Source organism: Myxococcus sp. NMCA1 (assembly GCF_026810205.1).
Classification (GTDB): domain Bacteria; phylum Myxococcota; class Myxococcia; order Myxococcales; family Myxococcaceae; genus Myxococcus; species Myxococcus xanthus_A.
Genome location: NZ_CP113950.1, coordinates 4,840,878 through 4,867,863 on the forward strand (window position 1 = coordinate 4,840,878; position 26,986 = coordinate 4,867,863).

A 26,986-nucleotide genomic window follows, 5' to 3' on the forward strand; every position below is an offset into this window, starting at 1 on the left:
GGGGCCGTGCGTTGCCGCCATTCCAGTGTGTCGCCTGTGCGACAGAGATACCGCCCCAGAGGTAGAGGCAATGGCGTCCTGGTGGCAGACCAGTCAAGGGTAGCGCGCCCTGCCCCCGTCGGCGCGACCCGCCTCAGGGTGAGGAGCTTCGCCGCACGATGCACCCCATCATCGACTTCAAGACGCTCTTCGACGTCTCACCCAACCCGTACATGCTGCTCGACCGCGAGCTGCGCTTCGTCGCCGCCAACCCGGCGTACCTGCGCGTCACGGCCAGCAAGCTGGACGAGCTGCTTGGCCGGAGCGTCTTCGAGGCCTTCCCAGACGACCCCTCGGACCCGAACAGCGCCAATCTCCGGCAGCTCCGGGAGTCCTTCCTGCGCGTCCTGGCAAAGCGGGCGCCGGACATCCTGGCCCTGATTGCCTACCGCGTCCCCGAGTTGACGAATCAGGGCGTCGTCCCGACGTACCGGTACTGGAGCGCCACCCACATCCCCCTGCTCGATGCCTCGGGCGAGGTGGCCTACATCCTCCAGCACACCATGGACGTCACGGAGCTCCAGCGGCTGCAGGAGGCCGTCCAGGCCGCGACCGGCTCCACCGGCACCAGCAAGCCTCCACCATCGCAGCTGGAAGCCGGCGTCTTCCAGCGCGCGCTGCAGGTCCAGGAAGCGAACCAGAACCTGGACCAGGAGCGGCGCCACCTCCGTCGACTGTTCGAGCAGGCGCCCGGCTTCATGTGCTTCCTTCGCGGCCAGGACCATGTCGTCGAGCTGGCGAACGCGGCCTATATGCAGCTCGTCGGCCACCGGGACATCCTCGGCAAGCGCATCCGGGACGCCCTGCCCGAAGTGGACGGACAGGGGTACTTCGAGCTGCTGGACCGTGTCTTCACCACGGGTCAGGCCTTCGTCGGCCGGGGCATGAAGGTCTTCCTCCAGCGAACCCCCGATGACACGCTGGCGGAGAGCTACGTCGACCTCGTGTATCAGCCCATCATCGAGCCGGACGGATCCATCTCCGGCATCTTCGTCCAGGGCCACGACATCACGGAGCAGAAGCGCGCCCAGGACGAGCTGCGCCAGTACAAGGACCATCTGGAGGAGCTCGTCCGGGAGCGCACCCGCGCATTGGAGGAGAGCGAGGCTGAACGGCGTCAAGCGGAGGCCGCCCTCCGGCAGGCCCAGAAGATGGAAGCGGTGGGCAAGCTCACCGGCGGCGTGGCGCACGACTTCAACAACCTGCTCCAGGTCATCAGCGGAAACCTGCAGCTCCTGTTCCGGGATGTGGGCGACAACGCCCAGGCGCAGCGCCGGCTGACCACGGCGGTGGGCGCGGTGGAGCGCGGCGCCCGGCTCGCGTCCCAGTTGCTGGCCTTCGCCCGGCGGCAGCCGCTCAATCCCACGGTCATCAACCTGGGCCGCCTGGTCCGCGACATGGACGAACTGCTGCGGCGCGCGCTCGGCGAGGACGTGGCGCTGGAGACCATCATCGGCGGCGGGCTTTGGAACACGTTCGCCGATCCGAACCAGCTCGAAAACGTCATCCTCAACCTGGCCATCAACGCGCGTGACGCCATGGCGAGCGAAGGCAAGCTGACCGTCGAGGCCGGCAACGCCATGCTGGATGACCACTACGCCCAGCTCCACCCGGACGTCGTGCCGGGCCAGCACGTGTTGCTGGCCATCTCCGACACCGGCTGCGGCATGCCGCCCGAGGTGCTGGAGCGTGCCTTCGAGCCGTTCTTCACCACCAAGCCCGAAGGCCGCGGCACGGGCCTGGGGCTCAGCATGGTGTATGGCTTCGTCAAGCAGACGGGCGGCCACGTCAAGATCTACAGCGAGGTCGGCCACGGGACGACCATCAAGATCTACCTCCCCCGTTCGCTCCAGGCGGAGATGCCGCGCGCCGAGGTCATCCCCGAACAGGTCGAGGGCGGCACCGAGACGCTGCTCGTCGTCGAGGACGACTCGGAAGTGCGCGCCACCGCGGTGGAGATGCTGACGGAGCTGGGCTACCGCGTGCTCAAGGCCTCTGACGGGCAGAGCGCGCTCGCGGTCATCCAAAGCGGCATCCCTATCGACCTGCTCTTCACCGACGTGGTGATGCCCGGCCCGGTCCGCAGCCCCGAACTGGCGCGGCAGGCCAAGGCCCTCTCCCCGGACCTGGAGGTGCTCTTCACGTCCGGCTACACGGAGAACGCCATTGTCCACGGCGGCCGGCTGGATCCGGGCGTCCAGCTGCTGAGCAAGCCCTACCGCCGCGAGGACCTGGCGCGGAAGATCCGCCAGCTCCTGGCCGCCCGGCAGCACCGCATCGCCCAGCGCGAGGCCACCCAGCCATCCCGCGGCGGAGCCACCACGCCGGCACCTGCTCGCGTGAAGCGGACCGAGCTGCGCATCCTCCTGGTGGAGGACGACGAGAACATCCGCCTCCCCGCATGCGAGCTGCTGGAGACGCTGGGCCACACAGTGACGGCCGTCGCCCGCGCGGAAGAAGCCACGCCCCTCTTGCGCGCACAGGAGTTCGACCTCCTGTTCACCGACGTGAGCCTGCCCGGCCAGTCCGGCATCGAGCTGGCCCACCAGGCCGTCCAGGACGTGCCCGGCCTTCGCGTCATCATCGCGTCCGGCCACGGCACCAACGTGGACACCGGTGACAAGGGGCCGCTCGACGGCGCCGTCCTCCTGCCCAAGCCCTACGGCCTCTCCCAGCTCGAGCAAGCGCTCTCCCAGGTCATGGTCTGAAGGTGAATTCAGGTTCATGCAGTGCGTCATGCATGCGCCATGCGCGGGGCGCTTGCTCCTCGCGCAACAAAGTCCGTTAATCGGGCGTATGAAATTCCTGAGAGAGCTCCGCTCGGTCCTGAACCTGACCGTGCTGGTGGCCGGGCTCGGCTACTTCGTCGACCTCTTCGACATCACACTGTTCGGCGTGGTGCGTATCGCATCGCTCAAGGACATCGGCGTCACCGACCCGGCCGACATCCTCCAGAGCGGACTGCTCATCTACAACGCGCAGATGGTGGGCATGATGGTGGGCGGCCTGCTTTGGGGCGTGCTCGCCGACAAGCGCGGCCGCCTGTCGGTGATGTTCGGCTCCATCCTGCTCTACTCCTTCGCGAACCTGGCCAACGCCTTCGCATGGGACGTCACCAGCTACGCCGTCTTCCGCTTCCTGGGAGGCGTGGGGCTCGCGGGTGAGCTGGGCGCGGCCATCACCCTGGTGGCGGAGTCCCTGCCCAAGGAGAAGCGCGGCCTGGGGACCACCATCGTCGCCACGCTGGGCATGCTCGGCATCGTCGCCGCGGCCTTCCTGGGCCAGCACATGCACTGGAAGACGGCCTACCTCACCGGCGGCTTCATGGGCATCGCGCTGCTCTTCGCGCGCTTCAAGGTGTCGGAGTCGGAGCTGTTCACCAAGAAGACGGACCCCTCGCGCGCCAACCCGCTGCTGATCCTCACCGGCGGCCGGTTCCTCAAGTACATCTGCTGCATCCTCATCGGCGTGCCCATCTACTTCACCACGGGCATCCTCTTCACCTTCGCGCCCGAGCTGACGGCCGGCCTCGACGTCCAGGGCACCGTGACGGCTGGCAACGCCATCCTCTACGGCTCCATTGGCCTGACGCTGGGTGACCTTCTGGCGGGCGTCTTCAGCCAGTGGCTCAAGAGCCGCAAGCGCGCGGTGGCGATGAACCTCTGCGCGGGCTTCGTGCTGATGCTCGTCTACGGCCTCACCCCGGGCCTCACCAGCACCATGGTGTACGGGCTGAGCTTCCTGATTGGCATTACCGTGGGCTACTGGGCCGTGCTGGTGACCATGGCCGCCGAGCAGTTCGGCACCAACATCCGCGGCACCGTGGCCACCACCGTCCCCAACTTCGTGCGTGGCTCGGCGGCGCTCGCGGCCAGCGGCTTCGCCTACCTGAAGGGCGAGATGTCGGTGTCCACCGCGGCGATCATCGTCGGCAGCATCTGCTTCGGCCTGGCGCTGCTGGCCCTCACCCGGCTGGAAGAGACGTTCCACCGGGACCTGGATTACGAGGAGACGGCGACCGGCCCACAGCCTGCCGCCCAGCCCTCGCAGTCCGGCACCTGACGCACGGCGCGGCGCCGCGCCCTGAATCGGACGTTCGCCCCGGCAGCCGTTGCTCCGGGGCCTGCCGGATGCATACAGCGCGCACATGGAACATGTGTCGCTGCGTCCCATCCAGAAGGTCCTCTGCGCCAACCGCGGTGAGATTGCCATCCGCGTCTTCCGCGCGTGCAACGAGCTGGGCATCCGCACCGTCGCCATCTACAGCGACGAGGACCGCACCCACGAGCACCGCCACAAGGCCGACGAGGCGTACCTCGTCGGCCGGGGCAAGCGGCCCGTGGAAGCCTACCTGGGCATCGACGAACTCCTCGACGTGGCCGTGAAGGCGGGCGTGGACGCCATCCACCCCGGCTACGGCTTCCTGTCGGAGAACGCCGCCTTCGCGGAGGCGTGTGAGCGGCGCGGCATCCGCTTCATCGGCCCGCGCTCGGACGTGGTCCGCACCATGGGCGACAAGGTCGCCGCCAAGCACCTGGCCGACGCGTGCGGCGTCCCGGTGGTTCCCGGCATCACCCTGGAGGGTGACGACGCGCACGTGCTGGAGCAGGCCCGTGCCTTCTTCGCGAAGCAGGGTGGCCCCATCCTGGTGAAGGCGGCCCATGGCGGTGGCGGCCGAGGCATGCGCGTGGTGCGCGAGGCGAAGGCGCTGGAGGACGCGCTGGCCTCCGCGCGTTCGGAGGCGAAGAGCGCCTTCGGTTCGTCGGCGGTGTTCCTGGAGCGCTTCCTGGAGCACGTGCGCCACATCGAGGTGCAGCTGCTGGGAGATTTGCACGGCAACATCGTCCACCTGCACGAACGGGACTGCTCCGTGCAGCGGCGCCACCAGAAGGTCATTGAGATTGCCCCCGCGCCCAACCTGGCCCCGGCGGTGAAGGAGGCCATCTGCGACGCGGCGGTGCGGCTGGCGCGCAAGGCCGGCTACACCAGCGCCGGCACCGCCGAGTTCCTGGTGGCGGGCGACGCCTTCTTCTTCATCGAGTGCAATGCCCGCCTCCAGGTGGAGCACACCGTCACCGAGCAGGTGACGGGCGTGGACCTGGTACAGAGCCAGCTTCGCATCGCGGAGGGCTACCGGCTGGACGCGCCGGAGGTGGGCATCTCCCTGCAGGAGGACGTGGTGCCCCGGGGCTACGCGGTGCAGCTGCGCGTCACCACCGAGGACCCCGCCAACCAGTTCATGCCCGACGCGGGCGTCATCACCGCCTGGCGCGCGGCCATGGGCTTCGGCATCCGGCTGGACGGCTCCAACGGCTACACCAACGCCGTCATCTCCCCCTACTACGACTCCATGCTGGTGAAGGTCATTGCCTACGCGCCCACGTTCCAGGGCGCGGTGATGAAGGGCCAGCGCGCGCTGCGCGAGTTCCGCATCCGCGGCGTGAAGACGAACCTGCCCTTCCTGGAGAACGTGCTCGCCCACTCCGCCTTCCAGCAGGGAGAGACGTACACGCGTTTCATCGACGAGACGCCGGAGCTGTTCCAGTTGGAGCCCCGCCGGGACAGGGCCACCAAGCTGCTCCAGTACCTGGGCGACGTCATCGTCAACGGGCACCCCACCATCAAGAAGGACCAGCGGCTCAAGCCCACGCAGTTCCTGGAGCCGCGGCTGCCGGTGACGCCTTCGGGCCCGGTGCCTCGGGGCACCGCGCACATCCTGGCGGAGAAGGGCCCGCGCGGGCTGGCGGACTGGGTGCTGGCCCAGAAGCGCGTGCTGCTGACGGACACCACCATGCGGGACGCGCACCAGTCCCTGCTGGCCACGCGCATGCGCACGCGGGACATCCTCCGCGTGGCCCCGGCCACCGCCCACCTGGCCTCCGAGCTGTTCAGCCTGGAGAGCTGGGGCGGCGCCACCTTCGACACCACCTACCGCTTCCTCAACGAGGACCCGTGGGCCCGCCTGCGCGCGCTCAAGGCCGCCGCGCCCAACCTGCTCCAGCAGATGCTCCTGCGCGGGGCCAATGCCGTGGGCTACACCAGCTACCCGGACAACGTGGTGGAGGCCTTCATCGACGAGGCGGCCCAGGCGGGCGTGGACGTGTTCCGCATCTTCGACAGCCTCAACGATTTGGGCAGCATGGCGGTCTCCATCCGCCGCGTGCTGACGACGGGCAAGGTGGCGGAGGTGGCCATCTGCTACACGGGCGACGTCGCCAACCCCAAGCGCACGAAGTACACGCTGGACTACTACGCGGACCTCGCGAAGCGGATTGAAGACTCCGGCGCGCACTTCCTCTCCATCAAGGACATGGCCGGCCTGCTACGCCCGCGCGCGGCGGCCATGCTGGTGCACCGCCTGCGCGAGGTGACGCGGCTGCCCATCCACCTGCACATGCACGACACGTCCGGCAATGGCATCGCCAGCTACCTGGAAGCCATCGAGCAGGGCGTGCACGTGGTGGACGTGGCGCTGGGCAGCATGGCGGGCCTGACGAGCCAGCCCAGCCTCAACGCGCTGGTCAGCGCCCTGCGCGGCCACCCCCGTGAGACGGGCCTGGCCAACGCGCGCCTGCAGCCGCTGGCCAACTACTGGGAGGACGTGCGCGAGTACTACGCCCCCTTCGAGGCCGGCCTCAAGAGCACCACCAGCGAGGTGTACTACCACGAGATTCCCGGCGGCCAGTACTCCAACCTCCGGCCGCAGGTGGCGGAGCTGGGCCTGCTGGGCCGGTGGAACGACGTGAAGGACGCCTTCGCGCTCGTGAACGTCCTGGTGGGCGACATCCCGAAGGTGACGCCGTCGTCGAAGATGGTCGGCGACTTCGCCATCTTCCTGCTCAAGAACGACCTCACGGTGCGCGCCTCCACGCTGGCGGAGGCGGCCGCGCTCACGCGCCAGAGGCTGATTGAACAGGCGCCGCGCCTGGACTTCCCTACCAGCGTGGTGGGCTACTTCCGGGGCGAGCTGGGCCAGCCGCCCAACGGCTTCCCCGAGGACCTGCGCGCCGCCGTGCTCAAGGGCCTGCCTCGCGTGGAGGGACGGCCCTCCGCCAGCATGCCGCCGCTGGACCTGGACGCGCTCCAAGGGGAGCTCTCCGCGAAGACAGGACATGCGCTCACCCGCGTGGACGCCCTCTCCAGCGCGCTCTATCCGCGTGTCATGGCCGGCTACCTGGAAGACCTGGGGCGCTACGAGGACGTGTCCATCCTCGACACCCCGAACTACTTCTACGGCATGGAGGTGGGGCAGGAAGTCTGGGTGGACCTGGAGCCGGGCAAGACGCTGGTCATCAGCATGTCCGCGGTGGGCGAGCCGGATGAAGAAGGCGTGCGCACCGTCTACTTCGCCCTCAACGGCCACAACCGCACCGTGCACGTGAGGGATCGCAGCCGCGCCGCCACCGTGGAGGCGCGCCGCCAGGCGGACCGCGCGAATCCCAATCACGTCGCGGCGAGCATGCCGGGCACCGTCATCGCCCTGCACGCCAAGTCGGGAGACGCCGTGGAGGCGGGCGCGCCCCTCGTCACCCTGGAGGCGATGAAGATGGAGACGGTGGTGCGGGCTCCGCGCGCCGGCACCGTGGCGGAGGTCGTCCCGGCGCTCAAGGCCTCCGTCCAGGGTGGCGACTTGCTGGCGGTGCTCCAGTGACGGAGGGCCTGGGCCCTCAGAAGGTCACCGTCATCACCAGGGTGTCTGAGTAGGCACCCGCGGGGATGGTCTGCACGGCCGGGATGCGCCCGAAGATGGGCACCGTCACCTCCACTCCGTACACGGGAAGGACGGGCCCGTAGCGACCCGTACCGCCCGCGCCGTTGCCCCAGATGATGAGGCGCGTCGCATCCAGGTAGAGGTTGTACTGCAGGCGGGGAGCGCCCGGCCCCGCCATGCTGCGGGCCTGGTAGTCGCCCGAGCCACCGGCGCTGAAGTCGATGGTGATCGGGGTGACCTGCCCCTCACACCGGTAGGTGATGCTCCCGGCCGAGTCCCGGGGGAGCAGGTCGGTGGTGAGGTAGGTGCCGAAGCTCACCCCCACCGTGCCGCGAATCTGGCAGACGGCGCCCGCCCATCCGGGCAGCAGTCCGCATACGCCCGCCGCGATGAACGCGGCCGCCCTATTTCGCATCGTCATGGACACACCTCACGGTTCCCAGGTCAATGACCTTGCCCTCGAGGGATGGAACTTCCAGCGAGGTCGCGCAACGGCCCTTGGGGTAGACGACTGTCGCCGGCAGACGCCCTTCGGGCAGGCCCACCAGTTCGAACTCACCATTCCACCCGATGGGTGAACTCCACTTCTCTCCGTCCTTCTCGGCGCGAATCTCACCGTAGGACAGCCAGCGCGTATCCTCCGCCGAGTCGATGGTCACCTTGCCCCGATAGGCGCGGATCGTCTGCGTCTTGAAGTCCAGCACCACGCCGCCTCGCTGGTACGTGGCCACCACCTGCTCCGTGGAGGGGATGTAGACGTCCAGCGGCACCTGATGGTCCGCCAGCGAGAGCCGGTTGGCGTTGTAGGCCTGGAGCCGCGTCACCACCAGCTCGCCGCTGGAGTCCGTGCGCCCGATTTCGTGGTTGTTGAGCCGCACGCCCACGCCTTCCACGCCCTTCACGCGAACCAGCGCGTAGCCCTGGTCCACCGCGCGCGTGGGACGCACGCGCCCGCCAATCAGCACCAGGCCGCCGGCGACCTCGGCCATGCCCGCCATCCGTCCTTCGAACCACTCCGCGCCCGCGCTGACGCGGCCCACGTTGGAGTCGAAGTCGGCGCGCGCCATCGCCTGGTCCACCGCCCCCACCCGGCCCTGCACCTGGTAGCCCAGGCCGCCCTCCATGGGCACCGAGCGGGCGATGTCCACCGACGTGGTGCCTTCCCCGCGCAGCGCCTGGGAGTGTCCCACGGTGCCCGTGGTGCGGGAATCGAAGATGGCGTTCAGGTACACCATCCCCTCGACGGCGGAGCCGCCTCGCTCGGAATTGCTGCGGTTGGCGGAGAAGGACAACGTCGACCAGTCGGTCAGCCGCGCGGAGGTGGTGGCGCCCAGCCACGTCGTCCACCCGTCTCGCTGGTAGCGTGACAGCATCGCCTGCCCGCCCACGCTGACACTCTCCCCCAGCGCCAGGAACAGTGAGCCGCCCGTCTCCACGGTGGGGTGGTCGTCATCCAGCTCGAGGCTGGTGTGTGTGTAGGACTCGTTCATGCCCCGTCCGAAGACGGAGCCCCCCACCCAGCGGCGCTGGAGCGCGTACACGACGCCCGCCGCCAGCCCCGTTCGCCGCTCGCTGCGGCTGATGGCCTGTGACAGCTCCAATTCGCCGAAAGGCAGCTGGATGAGCTGCATGGCGCCGGTGCTGACGACGTTGGGCGCCAGCTCCAGCCGCAGGCCCGGCGTCAGCCACGATGTGAGGCCCATGCGGAAGTTGCCCAGGAGCATGGGCCGGCCGAAGGCGAAGTTGTAGAGATTGACGGACTCCCGCTCGATGCCCGCGGAGAGTCGGTAGTCGACCACTCCCGGAGAGAGCTGCTGCCCGCTGAGATAGTAGGACGTGTTCACCTCGCTCGCCCGGCCGAACGCGTCCCGGATGACGTAGCGCGTGTTGCCCTCGCCCCGGGGCACCGTGAGGTTCTCCAGCCGGAAGGGACCGGGCGGGAGCTCGGTGCGCTTCACCAGGTGGTTGTTGACGTAGACCTCCAACGTGGACGGCGTGGCGACGTCGCCCGCGAAGTCCTGCATCGGGTTGCGCACGAAGTACGGATTCAGCTCGAAGGTGCGCATGACGTGGAAGCCGGCCACCACCGCGCCGCCGCCCAGCACGCCGCCAAATCCCGTGGACTCACCCGCGATGGCGCGCACCATGTTCTTGGGGAAGTCCAGCGACAGCTGCGTGAGCCCCCGCAGGGGCACGGAGCCGGGCCGCCACCTGGCCTGCGTCGTCAACAGGCCCCGCCCCACCGACGCGCCGGCCTCTCCAAAGAAGGTCAGCGAGGTGTTGCGGGCGTGGGCCGCGTAGTTGATGAAGCCGCTGGGACTGCCGCGGACGGCGTAGTCCGACGGCGCCTGCGGCCCCAGGTTGATGCGCGTCTGGTCGAAGACGGACGCGGGCAGCTCGCACGACAGGCTGACGGTCCGCTCGTTCAGGGTGCAGCGCCCTTCGGGCTCCAGGGACCGCGCGGAGATGTAAGTCTTTCCTTCGATGACTTCCAGGCGGCCCCCGAGCGCCACCAGGTCCACGCCATGGGCCTCGAGCGTGGCCGCGGGGAGCAGCACGTCGCTGCCGCGCAGCATGGGGAAGGTGGCGCCGCGGGGCACGCCGTTCAGGGTGAAGTCCGCGACGATGGGCATCGGCGGCGCGGAGGGGTTGGCGGCCACGGGGTCTTGCGCGGCCGCTGACAGGGCCCCCAACGACAAGGACAACGCCAGCACCGTGCATGAGGGCGCACGGGTTACTGCAAGTCGGGAGGGGGGCATGGTGCGTCGGTCAGCGAGCGCAGGGAGCGGGAGAATCCACGGGGGAGGTCTGACGGATCACGCCCTGGTCGGTCTCCATCTCCACTTCCACCGTGCGGACCTTGCGGCAGGCCTTGCCAGCGATCTCCATGGCATACACCTGCGCGTCGCCCGCCAGGACGTACCAGCCGGGCTCCTCTTTCTCGACCAGCCGCTTGCCCTTCGCGTCGAGCCCCCGCACCCGAAGGTTCCGGATGAAGAAGTTCACCGTGCCCGGGTTCCGCACCCGGACATGGAACTTCGACTCGCGCAGCACGGCTTCCGCGATCTGGCCTTGAACGGTCTTCTTCTTGGGTGCGACAAAGACAGGCACTGAGACTCGGGTGAGGACATTCAACCCAGTTGACTGGGTGGACGGTTGCAGCGGAGGAAGCTCCTCCACGACGATTCGGAAGGAGCGTTCGTTATCCTGTGGAGCCGAGGAGCTCCCCACCCGGATGGGGCGGGACTCCCCGGGCTCCAACGTCAACATGGACGGGAAGAAGAACAAATCCTGAGTCGGCGCGAGCGACATGCGCCCTTCTTCGTCCTGAACCCAGGAATAGACAGAGGCTTGGAAGCGTGTGGTTTCGCTGCTCTTGTTCCTCACGTTCATCACCACGCCACGGGCGCTTGAATCCAATTCAAGCCGAACCGGACTGACATCGAGCTCAGCCGCGCTCGCGGTCCCCATGGCAATCCATTCCAAGGCAGCCGAACACATCAGGCCGCCGGTCCAAGACAGAAGACGGTTACGCATGTGTTATCGCCCCGAATCAGAAGGTGATGGTGGCGACGACGGTGTCGTTGTACGTGCCGGAGGGAACGTTCTGGCCGCGCGGAACCGTGCCGTAGACCAGCACGGGGACGGGCAGGCCCGTGCCCAGGAACGGGAGGCCCGTGCCAGCGGTGTTACCCCACACGATGAGGCGGGTGACGTCCTGGTACAGGCTGTACGCGAGGTAGTCAGCCGACGCCGTGTTGCGCATCCGGCGCAGCGGGGCCGCGTCCGTCGAGCCCGCGGACGGGTGCAGGCCCTGGCCCAGGGTGATGACCGCGGTGCCGAGCAGGGTGCACTGCACGCTTAGCGTGCCCGTGCCGAACAGGTCGATGCCCAGCGCGGAGTTGACGATGATGGGATCGTACGTGCCGAAGTTCAGCGTGCCGCCGCCGCCAGCGCCGATGCTGCAAGAGCCACCGACGTTGGCGGTGACGTTCAGGTTGGCGGTGGCGGTGGCGGCCTCAGCGGGCGAGAAGGCGACGAGAGACGCGGCGGCGGTGACAGCGGCAACGGCAGTCTTGATTGCGTTCATTTGAGTTGCGTGCTCCATCGAGCGGCCGGTTGATTCCGGCTGCGTCAGGGCATTGCAACCCGCTCGCCGACCGCTGAGCGGCCCGGCGTACCCCTCCCTTCAGCGCATGTCGCACCAATGCCTCGCGTGCGCTTCCAGGCAATACGTGGAAATGTTCTCTTGTTTGTTTTTACAGCGAAACGCACACATGTCCCTGGGGGGAGCCCTTCAGGGAGGGACGGACAGGCTTCGCGGCCCGCACCAGGTCCTTGGCATGTGGCATCGTGTGACGGGATGTGCCCAGTGGACGTAAGTTCATTCCCCACGTTGGGCAAAACTCTTCCCACCCCTGGAACGAGAAGCGCGAGGGTGTCCGGCGGCGTCTACCCGGTGACACGCGCGTTGCTCAGCCGAACGGAACTGAACTGCCTAGCGCGTCCGTCCTTGCTACCCACTGCTGGCGAAGCGCCGGACGCGCTCAGTCCACCTTCGCCACGCGGCGACGGTCTCCGAGGAACTCCTCCACGCCATGGGCAATCGCCTTGGCGACCTCGGTCTGGTAGACATTGGACTTGAGACGTGCCTCTTCGTCTGGGTTTGAGAGGAACGACGTCTCCACCAGAATGGCCGGCATCTTCACGCCCAACAACACATAGAAGAGCGCTTCCTTGTGGCCCAGGTCACGGATGCCCTTGTACTTGCGGGAGAGGTCCCCCACGAGGCTGCGCTGCACGTGGCTGGCGAGCCGCGAAGACTCCTCGGTGTTCGCCTTCGTGGCCAGGTCGGCCAGGATGAACTGGAGGTCGCTGATGCCCTTCTCCGAGGACGCGTTCTCCCGCGCGGCCAGACGGATGGAGTAGCGGTCCGCCGACGTGTTGAGGGTGTACGTCTCGATGCCGCGCAGCGTGCGCTTCTCCGCGGCGTTGCAGTGGATGGAGATGAACAGGTCGCCGTGCTCGGCGTTGGCGTACTTGGCGCGGTCCTCCAGGCGGATGAACCGGTCATCGTCGCGGGTGAGCACCACCTCCAGGCCCTTCTCGCGCAGCTCCTCCGCCAGCTTGAGGGAGATGGACAACGCCACGTCCTTCTCGCGCGTCCCCCCCTTGCCGATGGCGCCCGTGTCGTGGCCGCCGTGGCCGGGGTCGATGACCACGCGCCGCACCTTCAGGCCGAGCTGCTCCGCCAGCGTCAGCTCCATGCTGCGCGACTGCTTGGCCACGGCCTTCAGCCGGGCCTGCGCCACCTTGTCGTCCACCGGACGGGTGATGGGATGCGGGGGCTCCGCGGCAGCGGGCTTCGAGGCCATGGCTGCGGCGACGGCCGCGTCCAGGCTGCCTTCGCGCGTGTCCGCCTTCACGGGCGCGCTCGGCTCCTTCTGCGGAATCCTGGGCGACGGCTCGCGCGCCATCTTCTCGATGGCGGCCACCAGGCTGGACGCAGGCCGCTCCGCGGGCACCGAGGCCTCCACGGCCGGCTCCGGCTGCGCGTCCTTGGACGTGTCGGCGGAGGCAACAGCCTTGGACGTGTCGCTGTCGCCCGCGCTGGAGGTATCGGCCGAGGACGTGTCGGTCGAGGTGACGGCCTTGCTCGACGCGGAGCTCTTGCCGGAATCAGCCACGGTGACCGCCTTGCCAGCGGTGCCCGTCTTGCCCGACGCGGAGGAATCAACCTTGGCCACGACAGGCGCGGCCTTGCGAGGCGGCGGCGGCGGGGCCTTGGGCGACGGCAGCGAGGCCAGCAGCTCCCGCATCTCCCGCGCACGGTCACCCTTGCCGTTGACGGCCAGCGTCTCCGTCAGGACCTTGCGCGCGGACTCCGGCTGGTCCAGCCGGTGGACGTGAATCTTCGCGAGCGCCAGCGCCCCGTCATCCGACAGCCGGTGCTTCGGGTAGCCCTCCAGCAACTTGGTGTAGTCGGTGATGGCGGCCTTGAGGTCGTCCTCCACGAAGGAGATGCGGCTCAGTTCCTGGAGCATCTCCGCCGCGGTGAACAGGGCATCCGGCGCGCGGCCCGACTTCGGGAAGCGAGCGGCCACGGATTCGAAGCGCGTCACCACGTTCAGCCAGTGATGGCGCAGCTTGCGCCGGGCCGCGTCGTCCTTCAGCGCGTAGTAGATCTTGCGAGCACCCTGGTAGGCCTCCTCGGCCTCGTCTCGCTTGGCGGCCCCCACCGCGCTCGGGACGAGCAGCAGTAGCACGGGCAGCACGATGACGAGGCGCGAGTGCATGGGGTTCCTCCGGGTAGGTGCGAGCTACAGGCGTGTGTCACACAGCCCCACCCCCCCGGCAAATTTTCGGCCCCCACCATCTGTGTCAGCGCAGCCACCCCAGCACGCCCGCGAGGTCCTGGTCGATGACGCGCGCCCACCCAGGCTGCCGGGGCACCACCGCCGCCAGCACCTTCTCCCCGTTGCGCACGGGCGCCCGCCCCGGCCGGACCCGCGCGCGAACCGCGTGTTTCACGTCCTGCCGGAAATAGTGGGCCGGAAAGGACACCTCGCCCCGAGTCTCCGGCAGGGGCCCGTCCGGCGTCAGCCACACCAGCGCGCCCAGCCGCAGCGGCTCCACCTCGGAGCGCCACAGCCGCCGCATCTCCCACGCGAAGTACCCCACGGCCACGAGCACGCCCAGGCCGATGCCCCAGGGGAGCAGCCCCACGCGCAGCGCCCGGGAGCGAGCGAAGCCAGCCTCGCGCGGCCGGTCCGGCATGGCGGGGTCCACCAGCAACGTCACCCGGGCGCCCCGCCCCAGTCCCTCGGCGTACTCGGCGAAGGTCCGGATGCCGGACACGGAGTGCTCCGCCTCCGCGAAGGTGTAGAGCACCTCCAGGGCGGCTTCCCCGCCATCCCGGGCGTCCGGGGGCGGCAGGCGGGAGGCCACCACCAGCCCCTCCACTTCCTCCGCACGGGCGGTGAAGCCCTGCTCCTCGACGAAGTAGCGTCCGGCCCAGCCGGCACCGGTGCCCAGGACCGCTACCGCCACCAATCCCAGGAGGACGCCTCGCACCACGCGCCCCACGGCGCCGGGCACCTGCGTCAGTCGGACCTTTCGGGGGGCATGCGGAATGGCCAGCTGCATATGGCCGCGCAGCCTACCCCAAGCGCGGCGGACGGACGCACACGCCGCCTCACGGCGATTCCGGCAGCCGAACCCAGACGCCCCGGAAGCGCTTGCGCGCCGCGTCCTTCAGTCGCTTGCACTCGACGCCGTCCACCGGCGCGGTGCCGTCGTCGCTGAGCAGCAGGATCTCCTCGGCGTCCTCCGGCGTGAAGAAGGCCTCCGGGTTCAGGCCCGCCAGGTCCACCGATTCCACGGCGACCGGAGCATCCTCACCGCCGCGCCAGGTGAACAGGCGCGAGGTGCCCTCTCCCGCCATGCCACCGCTGATGATGAGGTAGCGGCCTCGCCACCAGGACAGCGAACGGATGCCCAGGCCGCCCAGGTCCAGTTGAACGGGCTCGCCCAGCTGGGCCCGAGCGCCCTCCTCCTCCACCAACGACACCGGATTGAGCAGCGGTACCAGCAGCGCCTTGCCGTCGGGCACGGGGCTGCGGAAGCCCACGAGGATGGAGCGCCCATCCGGCATGGCCGTCATGCCCTCGATGTTGAGCCCGCCCGGGGCCTTGGGCGCCTTCGTCTCCGCGCCGTCCAGCCCGAAGCGCGCCAGCTGCGGCGCCGCGAGCATGTCATCCAGGAGCTGCGTGTACGGCCGCCCCACCAAGCGGGGCACCGCGTCCGTCTCCTCAGTGGCGAAGAAGCGCAGCCGGCTGGGCGCCTTCTTCCCAGAGCTGTTGCGGCCGTGCGACGTCAGCCAGAATGACAGCGAGCCCAGCCCGGTGGCCGCCTCGATGTCCGCCTCCGGGGCCTTCTTCTTCGCCGCGGGCAGCTCCAGGTGCGGGGACAGGTCCACGCTCTGCACCGGCGGACCGCCCCGGCGCGCGTCATAGACACGGAGGATGTTGTCCTCGTCGTCGCCCACGACGAACAGGTCGCCGCCGAGCGACACCGCGCCGGAGGCGTCACACATGCCCTCGAAGCGCAGCACGTCGCGGCCATCCATGGACGCGGCGGCTACGGCGTCGGGCCGTTCCCCCACGCTGTGCGCCGAACACCCCCAGACCAGGACTCCCATGCAGACAGGCAGCAGCCTCATGGCCCCACTCTTGGCCACGGTCAGCGCATGCGGGGAGTGGCGTGACGCCGACTGTGCGCTGGGCGACACCGGGACTGTGGGACCGGCCAGCACCGTCCTGGGCCTTCACTTCTTGGGAGGGTTGTTTCCGCGACCTCCGCCAGAGGGGTTCCCGGTCGTGCTCGGAGCATTGGCCGGCCTGCCATTACCGCCGCCGCCTCCGCCGCCTCCACCCTTGCCCGAACCTCCGCCCCCCTGCCCTCCACCATTGCCCTTGCCACCACCGGAACCCTGACCGCCGCTTCCGTTGCCTTTGCCCATCATGCCTCCTTGGTGAGGAAACACGCGGACGAGACACCATCCTCTGGCATTGTGGGAAGGCCTCGCCAGTTCCGACGTGCAATTAAAGACATCAGGAGCGCCAATCCAGACAAGGCAGCCCTCGTGAGTTCGACCTGACAGATGTGGACGTTCTGCGTCGGGAGCAGGTGACGCAACCGGACAGAGGGGCTGAGATGCGCCGCCCTGCCGAAGAGCACCCGTCAAGGAGGAGCACCCATGAAGAGCGAGCGACAGAAGATGCTGGATGGGGAGCTTTACGACCCGTTTGACGCGGAGCTGGTGGCGGCCCGTATTCGTGCGCGGGACCTCTGCCAATCGCTCAATGCCACCCGAGAAGGCGATCGGGAGGAGCGGCGGCGCATCCTCCGAGAGCTGGTCGGCGCAGGCGGCGAAACGGTGTGGATGCAGCCTCCCTTCTTCTGTGACTACGGCTCGAACATCGAGCTGGGGGAGCGCGTGTTCTTCAACTTCAACTGCGTCGTGTTGGACGTGTGCAAGGTGAGCATCGGCAACTACACGCTCTTCGGGCCCGGGGTGCAGATCTACACGCCCATGCACCCGTTCAACGCGGAGCTGCGGCGGAAGGAGGAATACGGCAAGCCCGTCACAATCGGCTCGGATGTCTGGGTGGGAGGCGGAGCGCTCATCCTGCCGGGCATTCGAATCGGCGCGCGCGCGGTCATTGGTGCTGGCAGCGTCGTGACCAGGGACGTCCCTGACGGCGTGTTAGCCGCCGGGAACCCCTGTCGTGTCATCCGCGAGATTACGGAGTAGCCGCCGCCCCCGGTGGCACGATGCGACGCTGAGGCGGGATGAGTGCCGCCCCTCTTCCACGCGGGGCCTGCTTTCGCCCTGGGGGCCTCACGCTTACTGGGAGGAGAATGAGCCTCTGGGTTTTCGTCGTGGCGGTGTCCACCGGACTGCTGGCCGCCGTGCCGCCGTGGTGGTTCGCGCGGCGGCGCCCCGGCTACAGCCACCTGCGGAACACCCTCAGTGAGCTGGGGGAGACCGGGGCCCCCGATGCGACCCGAGTGGCCTGGCTCGCCTTCGCGCCCCTGGGGCTCGCGGTCTGGGGCTTCATGGCGTTGCTCGGGGGGCAGTTGCCGGAGGATGCCAGCACGGGCCTCGTGCTACTCTCCCTCCTGGGCGTGAGCTACGTCGGCGCCGCGGTGTTTCCATGTGACGCCGGAGCGCCGTTCTGGGGGACCTGGCGGAACCAGGTTCACAACCTCGTTGCCGCCATCGGCTACTTCGGCGCGGGGGCTGGGTTGATTGAGCTCGGGCGCGCCTTCGAAGACGTGTCGCGGTTGTCCGCTCTTGCCATCGTCACGTCCACCCTGGGCAAGGGGGTCCTTGCAGGCATCTTCGTGCTGTCGTTTGAATCGCCGGTGCGTGGACTGACCCAACGCGTCATCGAGGCGGCGGTGTTCGGCTGGATGGTGCTGGTGGGCGTGTGGCTGGTGCTGGGCTCCTGAGCCACGCCACAACGCCGCATCCTCGGCGGCACGCCTGGAGCGCTCGCCCGCGCCGCCGCGTTCAGCGCGCGGGGAGGACGTGCCGCAGGAGCCGCCCCTTCAGCAGTTCGACCAGGGTGAGATAGGTGGGCACCACGAGTCCGACGAAGAGGAGGTAGGCCGGAGGCAAGGGCACCATGCCGAGCAGCGCCGCCGCGGGAGTGTACGGGAGCACGCCCCCGATGATGACCACGGCCACCGCGGTGACGATGAGCGCGGCGCTCGGCCGGTTCTTCCAAGGCCGGCCCATGGTGCGAATCACGAACACCACCAGCACCTGGGTCGCTAGCGATTCGATGAACCACCCCGTCTGGAACGCCGACTGCCCGAAGTGAAACCCCCACAGCAGGACACCGAAGGTGAGGAAGTCGAAGGCCGAGCTCACCGGCCCAATCAGCACCATGAACCGACGGATCAGCGAGATGTCCCACCGCTGCGGACGGGCCACGAAGGCCGGGTCCACGTTGTCCGTGGGGATGGTGAGCTGGGCGACGTCGTAGAGCAGGTTGTTCAGCAGGATCTGCGTCGGAAGCATCGGTAGGAATGGAAGGAACAGGGCCGCGCCCGCCATGCTGAACATGTTGCCGAAGTTCGAGCTGGTCCCCATGAGCAGGTACTTGAAGACGTTCCCGAACGCGCGCCTGCCAGCGAGGATGGCGCCATGGAGCACGGCGAGGTTGCGCTCCAGCAGGACGATGTCGGCGGCCTCGCGCGCGACGTCGACCGCCCCCGACACGGAGATGCCGACATCCGCGCCGTGCAACGAAGGGGCGTCATTGATGCCGTCGCCGAGGAAGCCGACGACGTGCCCCCGGGACCGGAGCGCCCGGATGACGCGGTGCTTCTGCGCGGGCGAGACGCGGGCGAACACCTGGGCCTGCTCCGCGACATGGGCGAGTGCGCCGTCATCCATGCGCTCGAGCTCACTGCCCAGAACGATGCGGCCCGCCGGCATCCCCACCTGCGCGCAGATGTGACGCGTCACGAGCGCGTTGTCCCCGGTGAGGATCTTCACTGAGACGCCGTCGCGCCCCAGCGCCGCCATGGACTCCGCCGCGCCTTCGAGCAGGTGGTCGGCGAACGTCAGGTACCCCGCGAAGATGAAGTCCCGCTCGTCCCCCACGTTGAAGCCTCGTGGCCTGGAGACGCGCCGGTAGGCCACGGCGAGGACGCGGAAGCCTCGCTCGCTCAACCGCCGGAAGACCTCCAGGCAGCGCTCCGCCGAGCTGTCATCCAGGGGCTGGACCCGCCCCTCCACCTCGCACACCGTGCAGAGGCGCAGCACGCTCTCCGGCGCGCCCTTGGTGATGAGCAGGTGCGCTCCGTCACGTGCCACGACGATGGACAAGCGGCGCCGCTCGAAGTCGAACGGAATCTCATCCGTCTTCTCGAAGCGCTCTCCTCCGGCGCCGGCGCGATCGAGGATGGCCGCATCAAGCGGACTCTTGATGCCGGACTCGAAGCGTGAATTCAGGGCGCCCAGGAAGAGCGCCCGTTCGTCCGCCTGCCCGAAGGGGCCGAGCGTCGCGTCGAGCGACATGGTGCCCGCCGTCAGCGTGCCCGTCTTGTCGCTGCAGAGCACGTCCACGCTGCCCAGGTTCTGCATCGAAGCGAGGTGCTTGACGATGACCTTTTCCCGCGACATCCGGAGCGCCCCCTGGGCGAGCGTCACCGTCGTGATCATGGGCAGGAACTCGGGGGTGAGTCCCACGGCGAGCGCCACCGAGAACAGGAGCGACTCCAGCGCGTTGCGCCCCAGGCTCACGTTCACCACGAGGATGAAGAGCACCAGGAAGAGGACGGTCTGCAGGATGAGCATCCCGAAGCGCTTCGTGCCCCGCTCGAACTCGGTCTCCTCCGGCCGCGCCGCCAGCCGCTCCACGATGTCGCCATAGGCCGTGCGCCGGCCCGCGGCGAAGACCAGGGCCGTGCCCGTGCCGCTCACGACGGACGTCCCGAGGAACACGAGCGCGCCGGAGTCCGGTCCCGTGTCCGGGAGGGCCTCGTGCGTCGCCGTCTTCTCCGCCGGCAGCGACTCGCCCGTCAGCGAGGACTGCATGACGTGGAGGTCCGTCGCCTCCACCAGCCGCGCGTCCGCGGGCACCAGGTCTCCCGCGGACAGATGGATGAGGTCCCCCGCGACGATGTCCTGGCGGGGAACCTCCACCCAGGCGCCATCGCGCATGGCCGTCGCCGTGGGGGCGATGCTCGCCTGGAGGTGCTTGACGGCCTGCTCCGAACGGAGGGTCTGCCAGGCGTTGATTCCCGCGCTGAGCAGCACGATGCCTCCGATGATGAGGGCATCGCTCACCTCTCCGAGATACGCGGAGGCCGTCCCCGCCACGAGCAGGATGATGACCAGCGGGTTCGCCAGGGCGCGCAACACGCCGCGCACGCAGACCCCGGAGCGCCCACGCGCCAGGGCGTTCCTCCCTCCTGGTGGGGAGCGCCGATGGGCCTCCTCCGTGGTGAGTCCCTTCCCAGCCGTCACCAGCCGGGCCATCAATCCGGCCAATGGCTGGGCCGCCCACGCGCCGCCAGCCACCACGTCACCCGGCGGCGCGCGTGGAGGCCCCAGCTCGCGTCGTGACAGCCAGAGCCCGGGCAGCATCGGAAGCCAGAAGCTGAGGCCTCGGAACAGGAGCGTCGCGGCGAGCGCGACCGCGATGGGCACCCCCACCATGCGCAAGGTGATGACCGACGCGGCCTCGAACGTCCCGAGCCCTCCGGGCATGATGCCCAGCGTGCGAAAGAGGCTCGAAATCATGAAGCTCGCGAACACGCCTCCTGGCGAGCCCCAGGCCCCCAGCGAGCGGATGAGGACCCAGAGTGTCATGGCGTCACAGAGGACGATGACCAGTTGATAGAGGCTGGTCCGCAGCAGCAGCCGGGGGTTCCTCGTCAGCCGGGGGTCCGCGTCCCGGATGAACTCGAGCGCGGCGCGCACCAGCCGCAGCCTCGCCAGCCAGCGGGGCACACGTCGCGCGCCCCTCCCGGAGAGGGCCAGCACCCACACCGTGAGCCCGACGGCGAAGAGCAAGAAGACACATGAGACGAGCAGGATGACCGGGGTCACCTCGCCTCGTATGATGGTGATTCCGAGCGCGCCCCCGAGGCCGAGCACATAGGCGACGTAGTACGAGGCGAGGTCGACCACGACGGCCGCGGCGACCGTGGGCCGGGGGATGCCTCGCCGCCGCAGGCCACTCGCCAGGACGACCGTCCCGCTCAGCCCCGCGGACGGGAGCGCCTGGTCGACGAAGAGCTTGGCGAGGCTCAACTGGCTCGCGGTGCCCAGCCGCACCGCGCCCCCTCCCTCCCGGATGGCCAGCCTGAACACCTGCCCCTGGGCCAGGTAGGTTCCCACCTGGAGCAGGACGGCGAGCCCGAACCACCAGGGCTCGGCGCGCTCGGTCAACTGCGCGAAGTCCCGGGCCTCCGCGAAGTGGCGGGCGGCGAGGATGACCCCCGCGAACAAGGTGCCCCCGAGGAGCCACGGCAACCAGCGGCGCGGCCCCCGCGGCGCGGGCCCAAGCACAGTTCGCGCGGCCGGTGGAGCATCCCTCATGTCTCCTATGGAATGTGCATGGCGGCCCCGTCCGCCACGGCACGCCAGCCGTGGCCGAGGGTTCGCAGCGCGCGCATGGTGGGCCGGATGGGCTGTCCCTCCACACCGCTCAGTGACGGCTGCTGGTGGCCCGCCCGTTGATGTACGTCTGGATCACCGGAATCTGGCTGATCTTCGTGGGGTCGCCGCCCTTGGCCGGATCGAAATCGAGCGGGTTGGCGCCCAGCACGACGAAGTCCGCCACCTTGCCGGGCTCGATGCTGCCCAGCAACGTGTCGAGCTCATGATGGCGGGCCGGCACCACCGTGATGGCGCGCAGCGCCTCCTCGACGGTCGCCGCGTGCTTGGCGCCCAGCACGTACTCACTCGTGAAGTCCGGATAGGACCAGGTGCGCCGCGTGACGGCCTGCTCCACGAACCAGAGGGGACGCGTCGGGGTCACCATCGAATCGCTGTGGAACGAGAAGGGAATCTCATTCTCACGGTCATAGGCGATGGGATCGATTTCGTTCGCGGTCTCCTGCCCCAGCATCCCCACGAACGCGTGACCCCAGTACGCCACGTGCCCGATGAGGTGCGTCACCTGGACGTCGAGCGCGGGCACCGACTTCTTGTCCAGGGTGCCCGCTCCCTTGCGCAGGTCACCAATGCGCTTGGAGAGCGCGGGCTGGCCCACCGTGTTGTGGATGAGGAGGACCCGGTGGGGGTTCTCCGTCCCCTGCTGGAGCTGCGACAACGCATCCAGCGCCCAGGTGTTCGCCCCGTTGCCGTTGGCGTGGAGATTGAACCGCCACGTCCCCTGATTCCAGAGCGGGCTCAAATGGTCCACGATGGCCTGCGCGTTGTCGTAGTCCGCCCGGCCCTCGCCTTCACCCGAGCAGTGCCCACCCTCCAGGTAGTGATACGGCGAATCAAGCTTCGCGGTGCAGCCCTGCGTCGAGCCATCGACCCAGATCTTGATGCCGCCAGCGCCCAGCCACTTCGGCAGCGCACAGTCATTGCCCGCCTTCGGCTCACAGGCGGGCGCCGTCGGCTGGAGATTCGCACCCGACGCGGCCTCCGCGACCACGACGCCCGTGATTCGGAAGGGGAACCCGGGCAGCTCGGTGAACCGCTTCACGGCGTTGACCTGCGCCACGCTCTGGAGACCACCATCCGCGATGGTGGTGACGCCCGCGTCACGCAGCGCCAGGATGGCGCGATCGATCTCCGCGCCGCCCTGCTCCGCGAGCTTGACCGGATCGGAGTGCATCAGCGCCAGGGGCAGGTTCTGCTGCATCGCCTTCATGAACGGCGCGTAGCCGGACGACTCCCGCAGCAGGCCCGTGAAGTTTCCAGACGCATCCGTGGCCCACTCGCCCCCGCCCTGACCAACGGAGTCGGGCGGCTTGCAGCCCTTGACGACTCCGTTCGGACAGACGGCCTCGAAGGCCTTCTGGTTCACGTAGGCCAGGTGGCCCGACTGGTCCAGGATGAGCACCGGCCGGTCCTTGGTCACGCATGCGTCGAGGTAGAACTTCGGCTGCGCCATGAAGGTCGAAGGGCCGCCCTTCCCGCACCCCGTCGAGTTGTCGAACGTCTGCCTCGACGGATCCAGGTTCATGCCCAGGACGAAGACGTCGCTCCCGATGGCACTCGAATCCTCCACCTTCATCGAGGAGAGCGCGCGCAGCACCTCGCTGCGGGACTTGCAGTCCACGGACGGGTCCACCCGGTACGGAGGCGGCAGACAGGGCGCCAGGTCATGCGAGCCCAACACACTCTGGATGAGCGTGGGCAGGAAGTGCATGTGCGGGTCGAAGAAGCCCGGCATCAGCACTTGTCCGGGCGCGAGCTGAACCACCTCCACCGACGTGGACAGCCCCTGCTGGAGATCGAACGCCTTGCCGACCTTCAGGATCTGTCCCCGGTCATCCACCAGGACGGCCTCGGCGACGGTCCCCTTGTCGTCCATGGTGACAACCTTCCCCAGGAACAAGGTGGAGCCAGGCTTGGCAGGGCCGCGCTCGACGGGCGCCGCACAGGACGACAGGAAAGCGAGTGCGGCCCCAAGCACGGAGTAGCGAGGGAATGCACGGGAAAGACATGAGACATCTCGACGCAGAGGTCCAGCCATGGAGTTCCTTTTCAAGGGGTGCGACAATATACACAGCAGCCCCATTAAATCCATACACCACAAAGGCATTAAATCCAGACACGTCAAAACCTCATTCGACACGTCAACACGGCTCCTGACACGTCAAATGCGACAGCCAGCCCCAGGGCAGTCACCCGTCAGTCCGTCGGCTGACATGACAAACCCGCCGTTGACGTGTCAGCGCGCCGTCCGACGCGTCCACACCTGAAAAGGGGCTGCTCCCCAGAGGCCCGCCGAATGACCAGGGGGCGCCGATATCCGCACCGAACATCCGCTTCAGTGCCCTGGAGTTCGGCTGTGACGCCGTCGCGTCGAACCGGCTCATCCAGCAACGCCGGAACGCCCCCAGCAGCGTCTCGCAGCCCCGCGAAGGGGCCGCCGTAGCGGCCACCCGCTCACGCGGAGGCAACTCCTGTGGGTACTCGCGGGTGGAGCATGAACTGACGCGACATACCTTCCAGGAGGACGTCAATTACGTACCGCCCATCACGCACCTCATCCAGCAGGCCTGGCCTGAGCTGGCGCTGCTGGAGGCCAACGCGAAATGCGTGCCCGCAAGCCCCTTCTCGCCCACGAACAACCGCATCGAGGCGGTCGTCCACGGGGGCTCGGGTCCAAGGGCCGCGCTGGAAGCGGCCCGCCGCGTCCAGTTGGTGCGGCTGTACCTCTGGGCTGAGCACCGGGCGAGGCGAGGCCCGGCGCTGCTTCCTACTCCAGCTCGCGCTGAAGCTTCGCCAGCAGGTTGAGCGCATCCAGGGGCGTCATCCGGTCAATGGTCGCCCCCTTCAGCGCATCCAGCGTCTTCTGCTGCGCGGGCGTCACCCCAGCCGAGCCCTGAGCCGTGGGCGCCGGCTCCGCGCCGAACAGTCCCAGCTGCCCGGACGAAGCCCCACGCCGTCCACCCTGCGGCTGCCGCACGGCCACCCGGGGCCGGCCCGCGTCATCCAGCTCACCGGACTCCAGATTTTGGAGCAGCTCGCGCGCGCGCCCGACGACTTCCGGCGGCAGACCCGCCAGCTTCGCCACCTCGATGCCATAGGAGCGGCTGGCCCCACCCGGCACCAGTTTGCGCAGGAAGATGACCTTGCCGTTCTGCTCCTTCACGGCGATGCACAGGTTCTTCACCCGAGGCCGCTCGCGGGCCAGGTCCACCAGCTCGTGGTAGTGCGTGGCGAACAGCGCGCGCGCCCCCAGTGTCGTGCAGGTGCTCCGCCACCGCCCAGGCAATGGAGAGCCCGTCGAAGGTGGACGTGCCACGGCCAATCTCATCCAGGATGATGAGGCTCTTGTTCGTGGCGTGATGGAGGATGTGGCTGGTCTCCGTCATCTCCACCATGAAGGTGGACTGACCGCGCGCCAGATTGTCCGCCGCGCCCACGCGCGTGAAGATGCGATCGCACAGACCGATGCGCGCCGCCTTCGCCGGAACGAACGAGCCCGCCTGCGCCATCAACGCCGTCAGCGCCACCTGCCGCATCACCGTGCTCTTGCCGGCCATGTTCGGACCGGTAATCACCATCAGCTGCGCGTCCTCGGCCGGGTCCAGGCGAACGTCGTTGGGAACGAACGAATCGCTCGCCCCCAGCATGCGCTCCACCACCGGATGCCGCCCCGCGGTGATGCTGAGCGCCACGGACGCGTCCACCTCCGGCCGCGTGTAGCCATACTCCGCCGCGCACCGCGCGAAGGACAACAGCGCGTCCCCAGTGGCCACCGCCTCCGCGGCGGACCGGATGCGCGGCGCCGCCGACACCACCTGCGTGCGCAGCTCCTCGAAGAGCTGAATCTCCAGCGCGCACCGCCGCTCCTCGGCGGTGAGGACCTGCTCCTCGTACTCCTTCAGCTCCGGGGTGACGAAGCGCTCGGAGTTCACCGTGGTCTGCTTGCGGATGTAGTCCTTGGGCACCCGGTCGAGGTTCGACTTCGTCACCTCCAGGTAGTAACCAAAGACCTTGTTGTAGCGGACCTTCAGCGAGGAGATGCCGGTGCGCTCCTTCTCCCGCTGCTCGATCTGGAGCAGCAGGTCCTTGCCGGACGTGGACAGCGCCACCAGCTTGTCCAGCTCCGCGTTGAAGCCGGCACGAATCATGCCGCCGTCCTTCAGCGTCACCGGCGGCTCGTCCGCCACGGCGCGCGACAGCAGCTCCGCCAGCTCCGGCAACGCGGACAGGGGGCCCGTGAGCGACTTGAGCAGCGAGGACTCACACCGCGCAAGCACCGCCACCACCCGGGGAAGCTGCGCCAGCGACAAGCCCAGCGCGCGCAAGTCCCGGGCGTTGCCCGCGCCCAGCGACAGCCGGCCGCACAGCCGCTCCAGGTCCCCCACTTCCTTGAGGATGCCTGCCAGCTCCTCGCGCCACACGCTGCGCCCGGACAGCTCCTCCACCGCGTCCAGCCGCGCGTGGATTTCCGGCAGCGAGCCCAGCGGAGACGAAAGCCAGCGCGCCAGCTTGCGCGCGCCCAGGCTCGTCACCGTCTTGTCCAGCACGCCCAGCAGCGAGCCCTTGCGCCCACCGTCCCGCAACGAGCGCAGCACCTCCAGGTTGGCCCGGGAGGACTCATCCATCAGGAGGTTGCCGCCGCGCTCCTGCCGGCTCAGCCGGTCCACGTGCGCCGCCGCCGTCTTCTGAGTGTCCTTCAGGTAGCGCAGCGCCGCGCCCGCGGCGCCCGCGGCCAGGGGCGCGTCATCCAGCCCGAAGGCGGACAGCGACTGCACCGCGAAGTGACTGCGCAGGTAGCCCGCCGCACGCGTGGGTTCAAACGACGCGGCCTCACCCTCCGCCACCGCTGGCGTGCGCACCATCCGGGCGAGCAGCTGCGCCACCTCCGGCGCGTCCCGCTTCCCGTCCGGCACCAGCAGCTCACGGGGCTCCACGCGCGACAGCGACTCCGCCAGCTCCGCGATGCCCGGGGCCTCCAGGGCCATGAACTCGCCGGTGGACGCCTCCAGCAGCGCCGCGCCCCAGCCCTTGTCGTTCCAGGACACGGCGGCCAGGAAGTTGCTGGCCTGAGGCTCCAGCACCTCTTCGTCCAGCACCATGCCCGGGGTGATCACCCGTGTGACTTCCCGGCGGACGATGCCCGGCCCGTTGCCCGGCTCCTCCACCTGTTCGCAGATGGCGACCTTCAGGCCCTCGGACACGAGGCGGCCGATGTACCGCCGCGCGGCATGGTAGGGCACCCCGCACATGGGCACCTTGTCCGCGCCCTTGGCCCTCGCGGTGAGGGTGATTTGGAGGATCTCCGAGGCCTTCACCGCGTCCTCGAAGAACATCTCGTAGAAGTCACCCAACCGGAAGAACAGCAGCGAGTCCGGGTGGAGCGCCTTCACCTCCATGTACTGGCGCATCATGGGGGTCAGGGAGGCAATCTCCCGGGCGCCCGCACCCTCGTTTACCGGCCCCACCTCGGGCGTCATGTCCCCGGGGAGCTCCACCGCTGCTGTCTTGCCTGCCTTCGCCTGCTGCGTCACGGC

14 protein-coding genes and 1 pseudogene are annotated in these 26,986 nt (G+C 68.8%); 5 read left to right on the plus strand and 10 right to left on the minus strand.

What is annotated here, in order from left to right:
• The first annotated feature begins 158 nt into the window (after nucleotides 1–158).
• The 3 genes from OZ403_RS20160 to OZ403_RS20170 all read left to right on the plus strand — a co-directional run bounded on the left by OZ403_RS20160 (nucleotide 159) and on the right by OZ403_RS20170 (nucleotide 7,690).
• On the plus strand, nucleotides 159–2,747 hold the full coding sequence (locus OZ403_RS20160; protein WP_268781490.1) for a response regulator: 2,589 nt from the start codon (nucleotides 159–161) through the stop codon (nucleotides 2,745–2,747).
• 88 nt (nucleotides 2,748–2,835) lie between these two features.
• A complete protein-coding gene (locus tag OZ403_RS20165; RefSeq protein ID WP_140792102.1) occupies nucleotides 2,836–4,101 on the plus strand; it encodes an MFS transporter in 1,266 nt (421 codons plus the stop codon).
• A gap of 85 nt (nucleotides 4,102–4,186) precedes the next feature.
• Nucleotides 4,187–7,690: a pyruvate carboxylase gene (locus OZ403_RS20170; protein ID WP_268781491.1), complete on the plus strand. Its 3,504-nt coding sequence runs from the start codon at nucleotides 4,187–4,189 to the stop codon at nucleotides 7,688–7,690.
• Nucleotides 7,691–7,706: 16 nt separating this feature from the next.
• Here OZ403_RS20170 and OZ403_RS20175 read toward each other — a convergent pair whose 3' ends face one another.
• The 7 genes from OZ403_RS20175 to OZ403_RS20205 form a co-directional block, all read right to left on the minus strand.
• Complete coding sequence (locus OZ403_RS20175; RefSeq protein ID WP_268781492.1) at nucleotides 7,707–8,165, minus strand: Csu type fimbrial protein; 459 nt, start codon at nucleotides 8,163–8,165, stop codon at nucleotides 7,707–7,709.
• Nucleotides 8,155–10,449, minus strand: coding sequence for a fimbria/pilus outer membrane usher protein (locus OZ403_RS20180; protein ID WP_268781493.1), 2,295 nt, complete (start codon nucleotides 10,447–10,449; stop codon nucleotides 8,155–8,157). The genes OZ403_RS20175 and OZ403_RS20180 overlap by 11 nt, the downstream gene beginning before the upstream one ends.
• A gap of 70 nt (nucleotides 10,450–10,519) precedes the next feature.
• Nucleotides 10,520–11,287, minus strand: coding sequence for a fimbrial biogenesis chaperone (locus OZ403_RS20185; protein WP_328285453.1), 768 nt, complete (start codon nucleotides 11,285–11,287; stop codon nucleotides 10,520–10,522).
• 16 nt (nucleotides 11,288–11,303) lie between these two features.
• Nucleotides 11,304–11,840, minus strand: a complete 537-nt coding sequence (gene pru / locus OZ403_RS20190; protein ID WP_268781495.1) for a fruiting body development fimbrial-like coat protein PRU — start codon at nucleotides 11,838–11,840, stop codon at nucleotides 11,304–11,306.
• 457 nt (nucleotides 11,841–12,297) lie between these two features.
• Nucleotides 12,298–14,046: an N-acetylmuramoyl-L-alanine amidase gene (locus OZ403_RS20195; RefSeq protein WP_268781496.1), complete on the minus strand. Its 1,749-nt coding sequence runs from the start codon at nucleotides 14,044–14,046 to the stop codon at nucleotides 12,298–12,300.
• Nucleotides 14,047–14,131: 85 nt separating this feature from the next.
• Nucleotides 14,132–14,896 (minus strand): DUF3592 domain-containing protein, encoded by a 765-nt coding sequence (locus tag OZ403_RS20200; RefSeq protein WP_268781497.1) that lies wholly within the window; start codon nucleotides 14,894–14,896, stop codon nucleotides 14,132–14,134.
• Between the two features lie 49 nt (nucleotides 14,897–14,945).
• Nucleotides 14,946–15,971: a DUF3616 domain-containing protein gene (locus OZ403_RS20205; protein WP_268781498.1), complete on the minus strand. Its 1,026-nt coding sequence runs from the start codon at nucleotides 15,969–15,971 to the stop codon at nucleotides 14,946–14,948.
• A gap of 537 nt (nucleotides 15,972–16,508) precedes the next feature.
• On the opposite strand from OZ403_RS20205, the gene OZ403_RS20210 reads away from it, so the two are divergent.
• Together OZ403_RS20210 and OZ403_RS20215 are read left to right on the plus strand one after the other, a co-directional pair.
• Nucleotides 16,509–17,066, plus strand: coding sequence for a sugar O-acetyltransferase (locus tag OZ403_RS20210; RefSeq protein ID WP_268781499.1), 558 nt, complete (start codon nucleotides 16,509–16,511; stop codon nucleotides 17,064–17,066).
• 107 nt (nucleotides 17,067–17,173) lie between these two features.
• Nucleotides 17,174–17,767 (plus strand): DUF998 domain-containing protein, encoded by a 594-nt coding sequence (locus OZ403_RS20215; protein WP_268781500.1) that lies wholly within the window; start codon nucleotides 17,174–17,176, stop codon nucleotides 17,765–17,767.
• Between the two features lie 61 nt (nucleotides 17,768–17,828).
• On the opposite strand, the gene mgtA is transcribed toward OZ403_RS20215, so the two are convergent.
• The 3 genes and pseudogenes from mgtA to mutS form a co-directional block, all read right to left on the minus strand.
• Nucleotides 17,829–21,284 (minus strand): magnesium-translocating P-type ATPase, encoded by a 3,456-nt coding sequence (mgtA, locus tag OZ403_RS20220; protein ID WP_268781501.1) that lies wholly within the window; start codon nucleotides 21,282–21,284, stop codon nucleotides 17,829–17,831.
• A gap of 199 nt (nucleotides 21,285–21,483) precedes the next feature.
• On the minus strand, nucleotides 21,484–23,490 hold the full coding sequence (locus tag OZ403_RS20225) for an amidohydrolase (protein WP_268781502.1): 2,007 nt from the start codon (nucleotides 23,488–23,490) through the stop codon (nucleotides 21,484–21,486).
• A 729-nt stretch (nucleotides 23,491–24,219) separates the two neighbouring features.
• A pseudogene (gene mutS / locus OZ403_RS20230) lies at nucleotides 24,220–26,929 on the minus strand (DNA mismatch repair protein MutS).
• Nucleotides 26,930–26,986 lie beyond the last annotated feature (57 nt).

Bases quoted from the DNA above. Each gene is read 5' to 3' on its own strand.
- OZ403_RS20160 (WP_268781490.1), top strand. From the start codon at position 159: ATGCACCCCATCATCGACTTCAAGACGCTCTTCGACGTCTCACCCAAC.
- OZ403_RS20165 (WP_140792102.1), top strand. From the start codon at position 2,836: ATGAAATTCCTGAGAGAGCTCCGCTCGGTCCTGAACCTGACCGTGCTG.
- OZ403_RS20170 (WP_268781491.1), top strand. From the start codon at position 4,187: ATGGAACATGTGTCGCTGCGTCCCATCCAGAAGGTCCTCTGCGCCAAC.
- OZ403_RS20175 (WP_268781492.1), bottom strand. From the start codon at position 8,165: ATGCGAAATAGGGCGGCCGCGTTCATCGCGGCGGGCGTATGCGGACTG.
- OZ403_RS20185 (WP_328285453.1), bottom strand. From the start codon at position 11,287: ATGCGTAACCGTCTTCTGTCTTGGACCGGCGGCCTGATGTGTTCGGCT.
- pru (WP_268781495.1), bottom strand. From the start codon at position 11,840: ATGAACGCAATCAAGACTGCCGTTGCCGCTGTCACCGCCGCCGCGTCT.
- OZ403_RS20195 (WP_268781496.1), bottom strand. From the start codon at position 14,046: ATGCACTCGCGCCTCGTCATCGTGCTGCCCGTGCTACTGCTGCTCGTC.
- OZ403_RS20200 (WP_268781497.1), bottom strand. From the start codon at position 14,896: ATGCAGCTGGCCATTCCGCATGCCCCCCGAAAGGTCCGACTGACGCAG.
- OZ403_RS20205 (WP_268781498.1), bottom strand. From the start codon at position 15,971: ATGAGGCTGCTGCCTGTCTGCATGGGAGTCCTGGTCTGGGGGTGTTCG.
- OZ403_RS20210 (WP_268781499.1), top strand. From the start codon at position 16,509: ATGAAGAGCGAGCGACAGAAGATGCTGGATGGGGAGCTTTACGACCCG.
- OZ403_RS20215 (WP_268781500.1), top strand. From the start codon at position 17,174: ATGAGCCTCTGGGTTTTCGTCGTGGCGGTGTCCACCGGACTGCTGGCC.
- OZ403_RS20225 (WP_268781502.1), bottom strand. From the start codon at position 23,490: ATGGCTGGACCTCTGCGTCGAGATGTCTCATGTCTTTCCCGTGCATTC.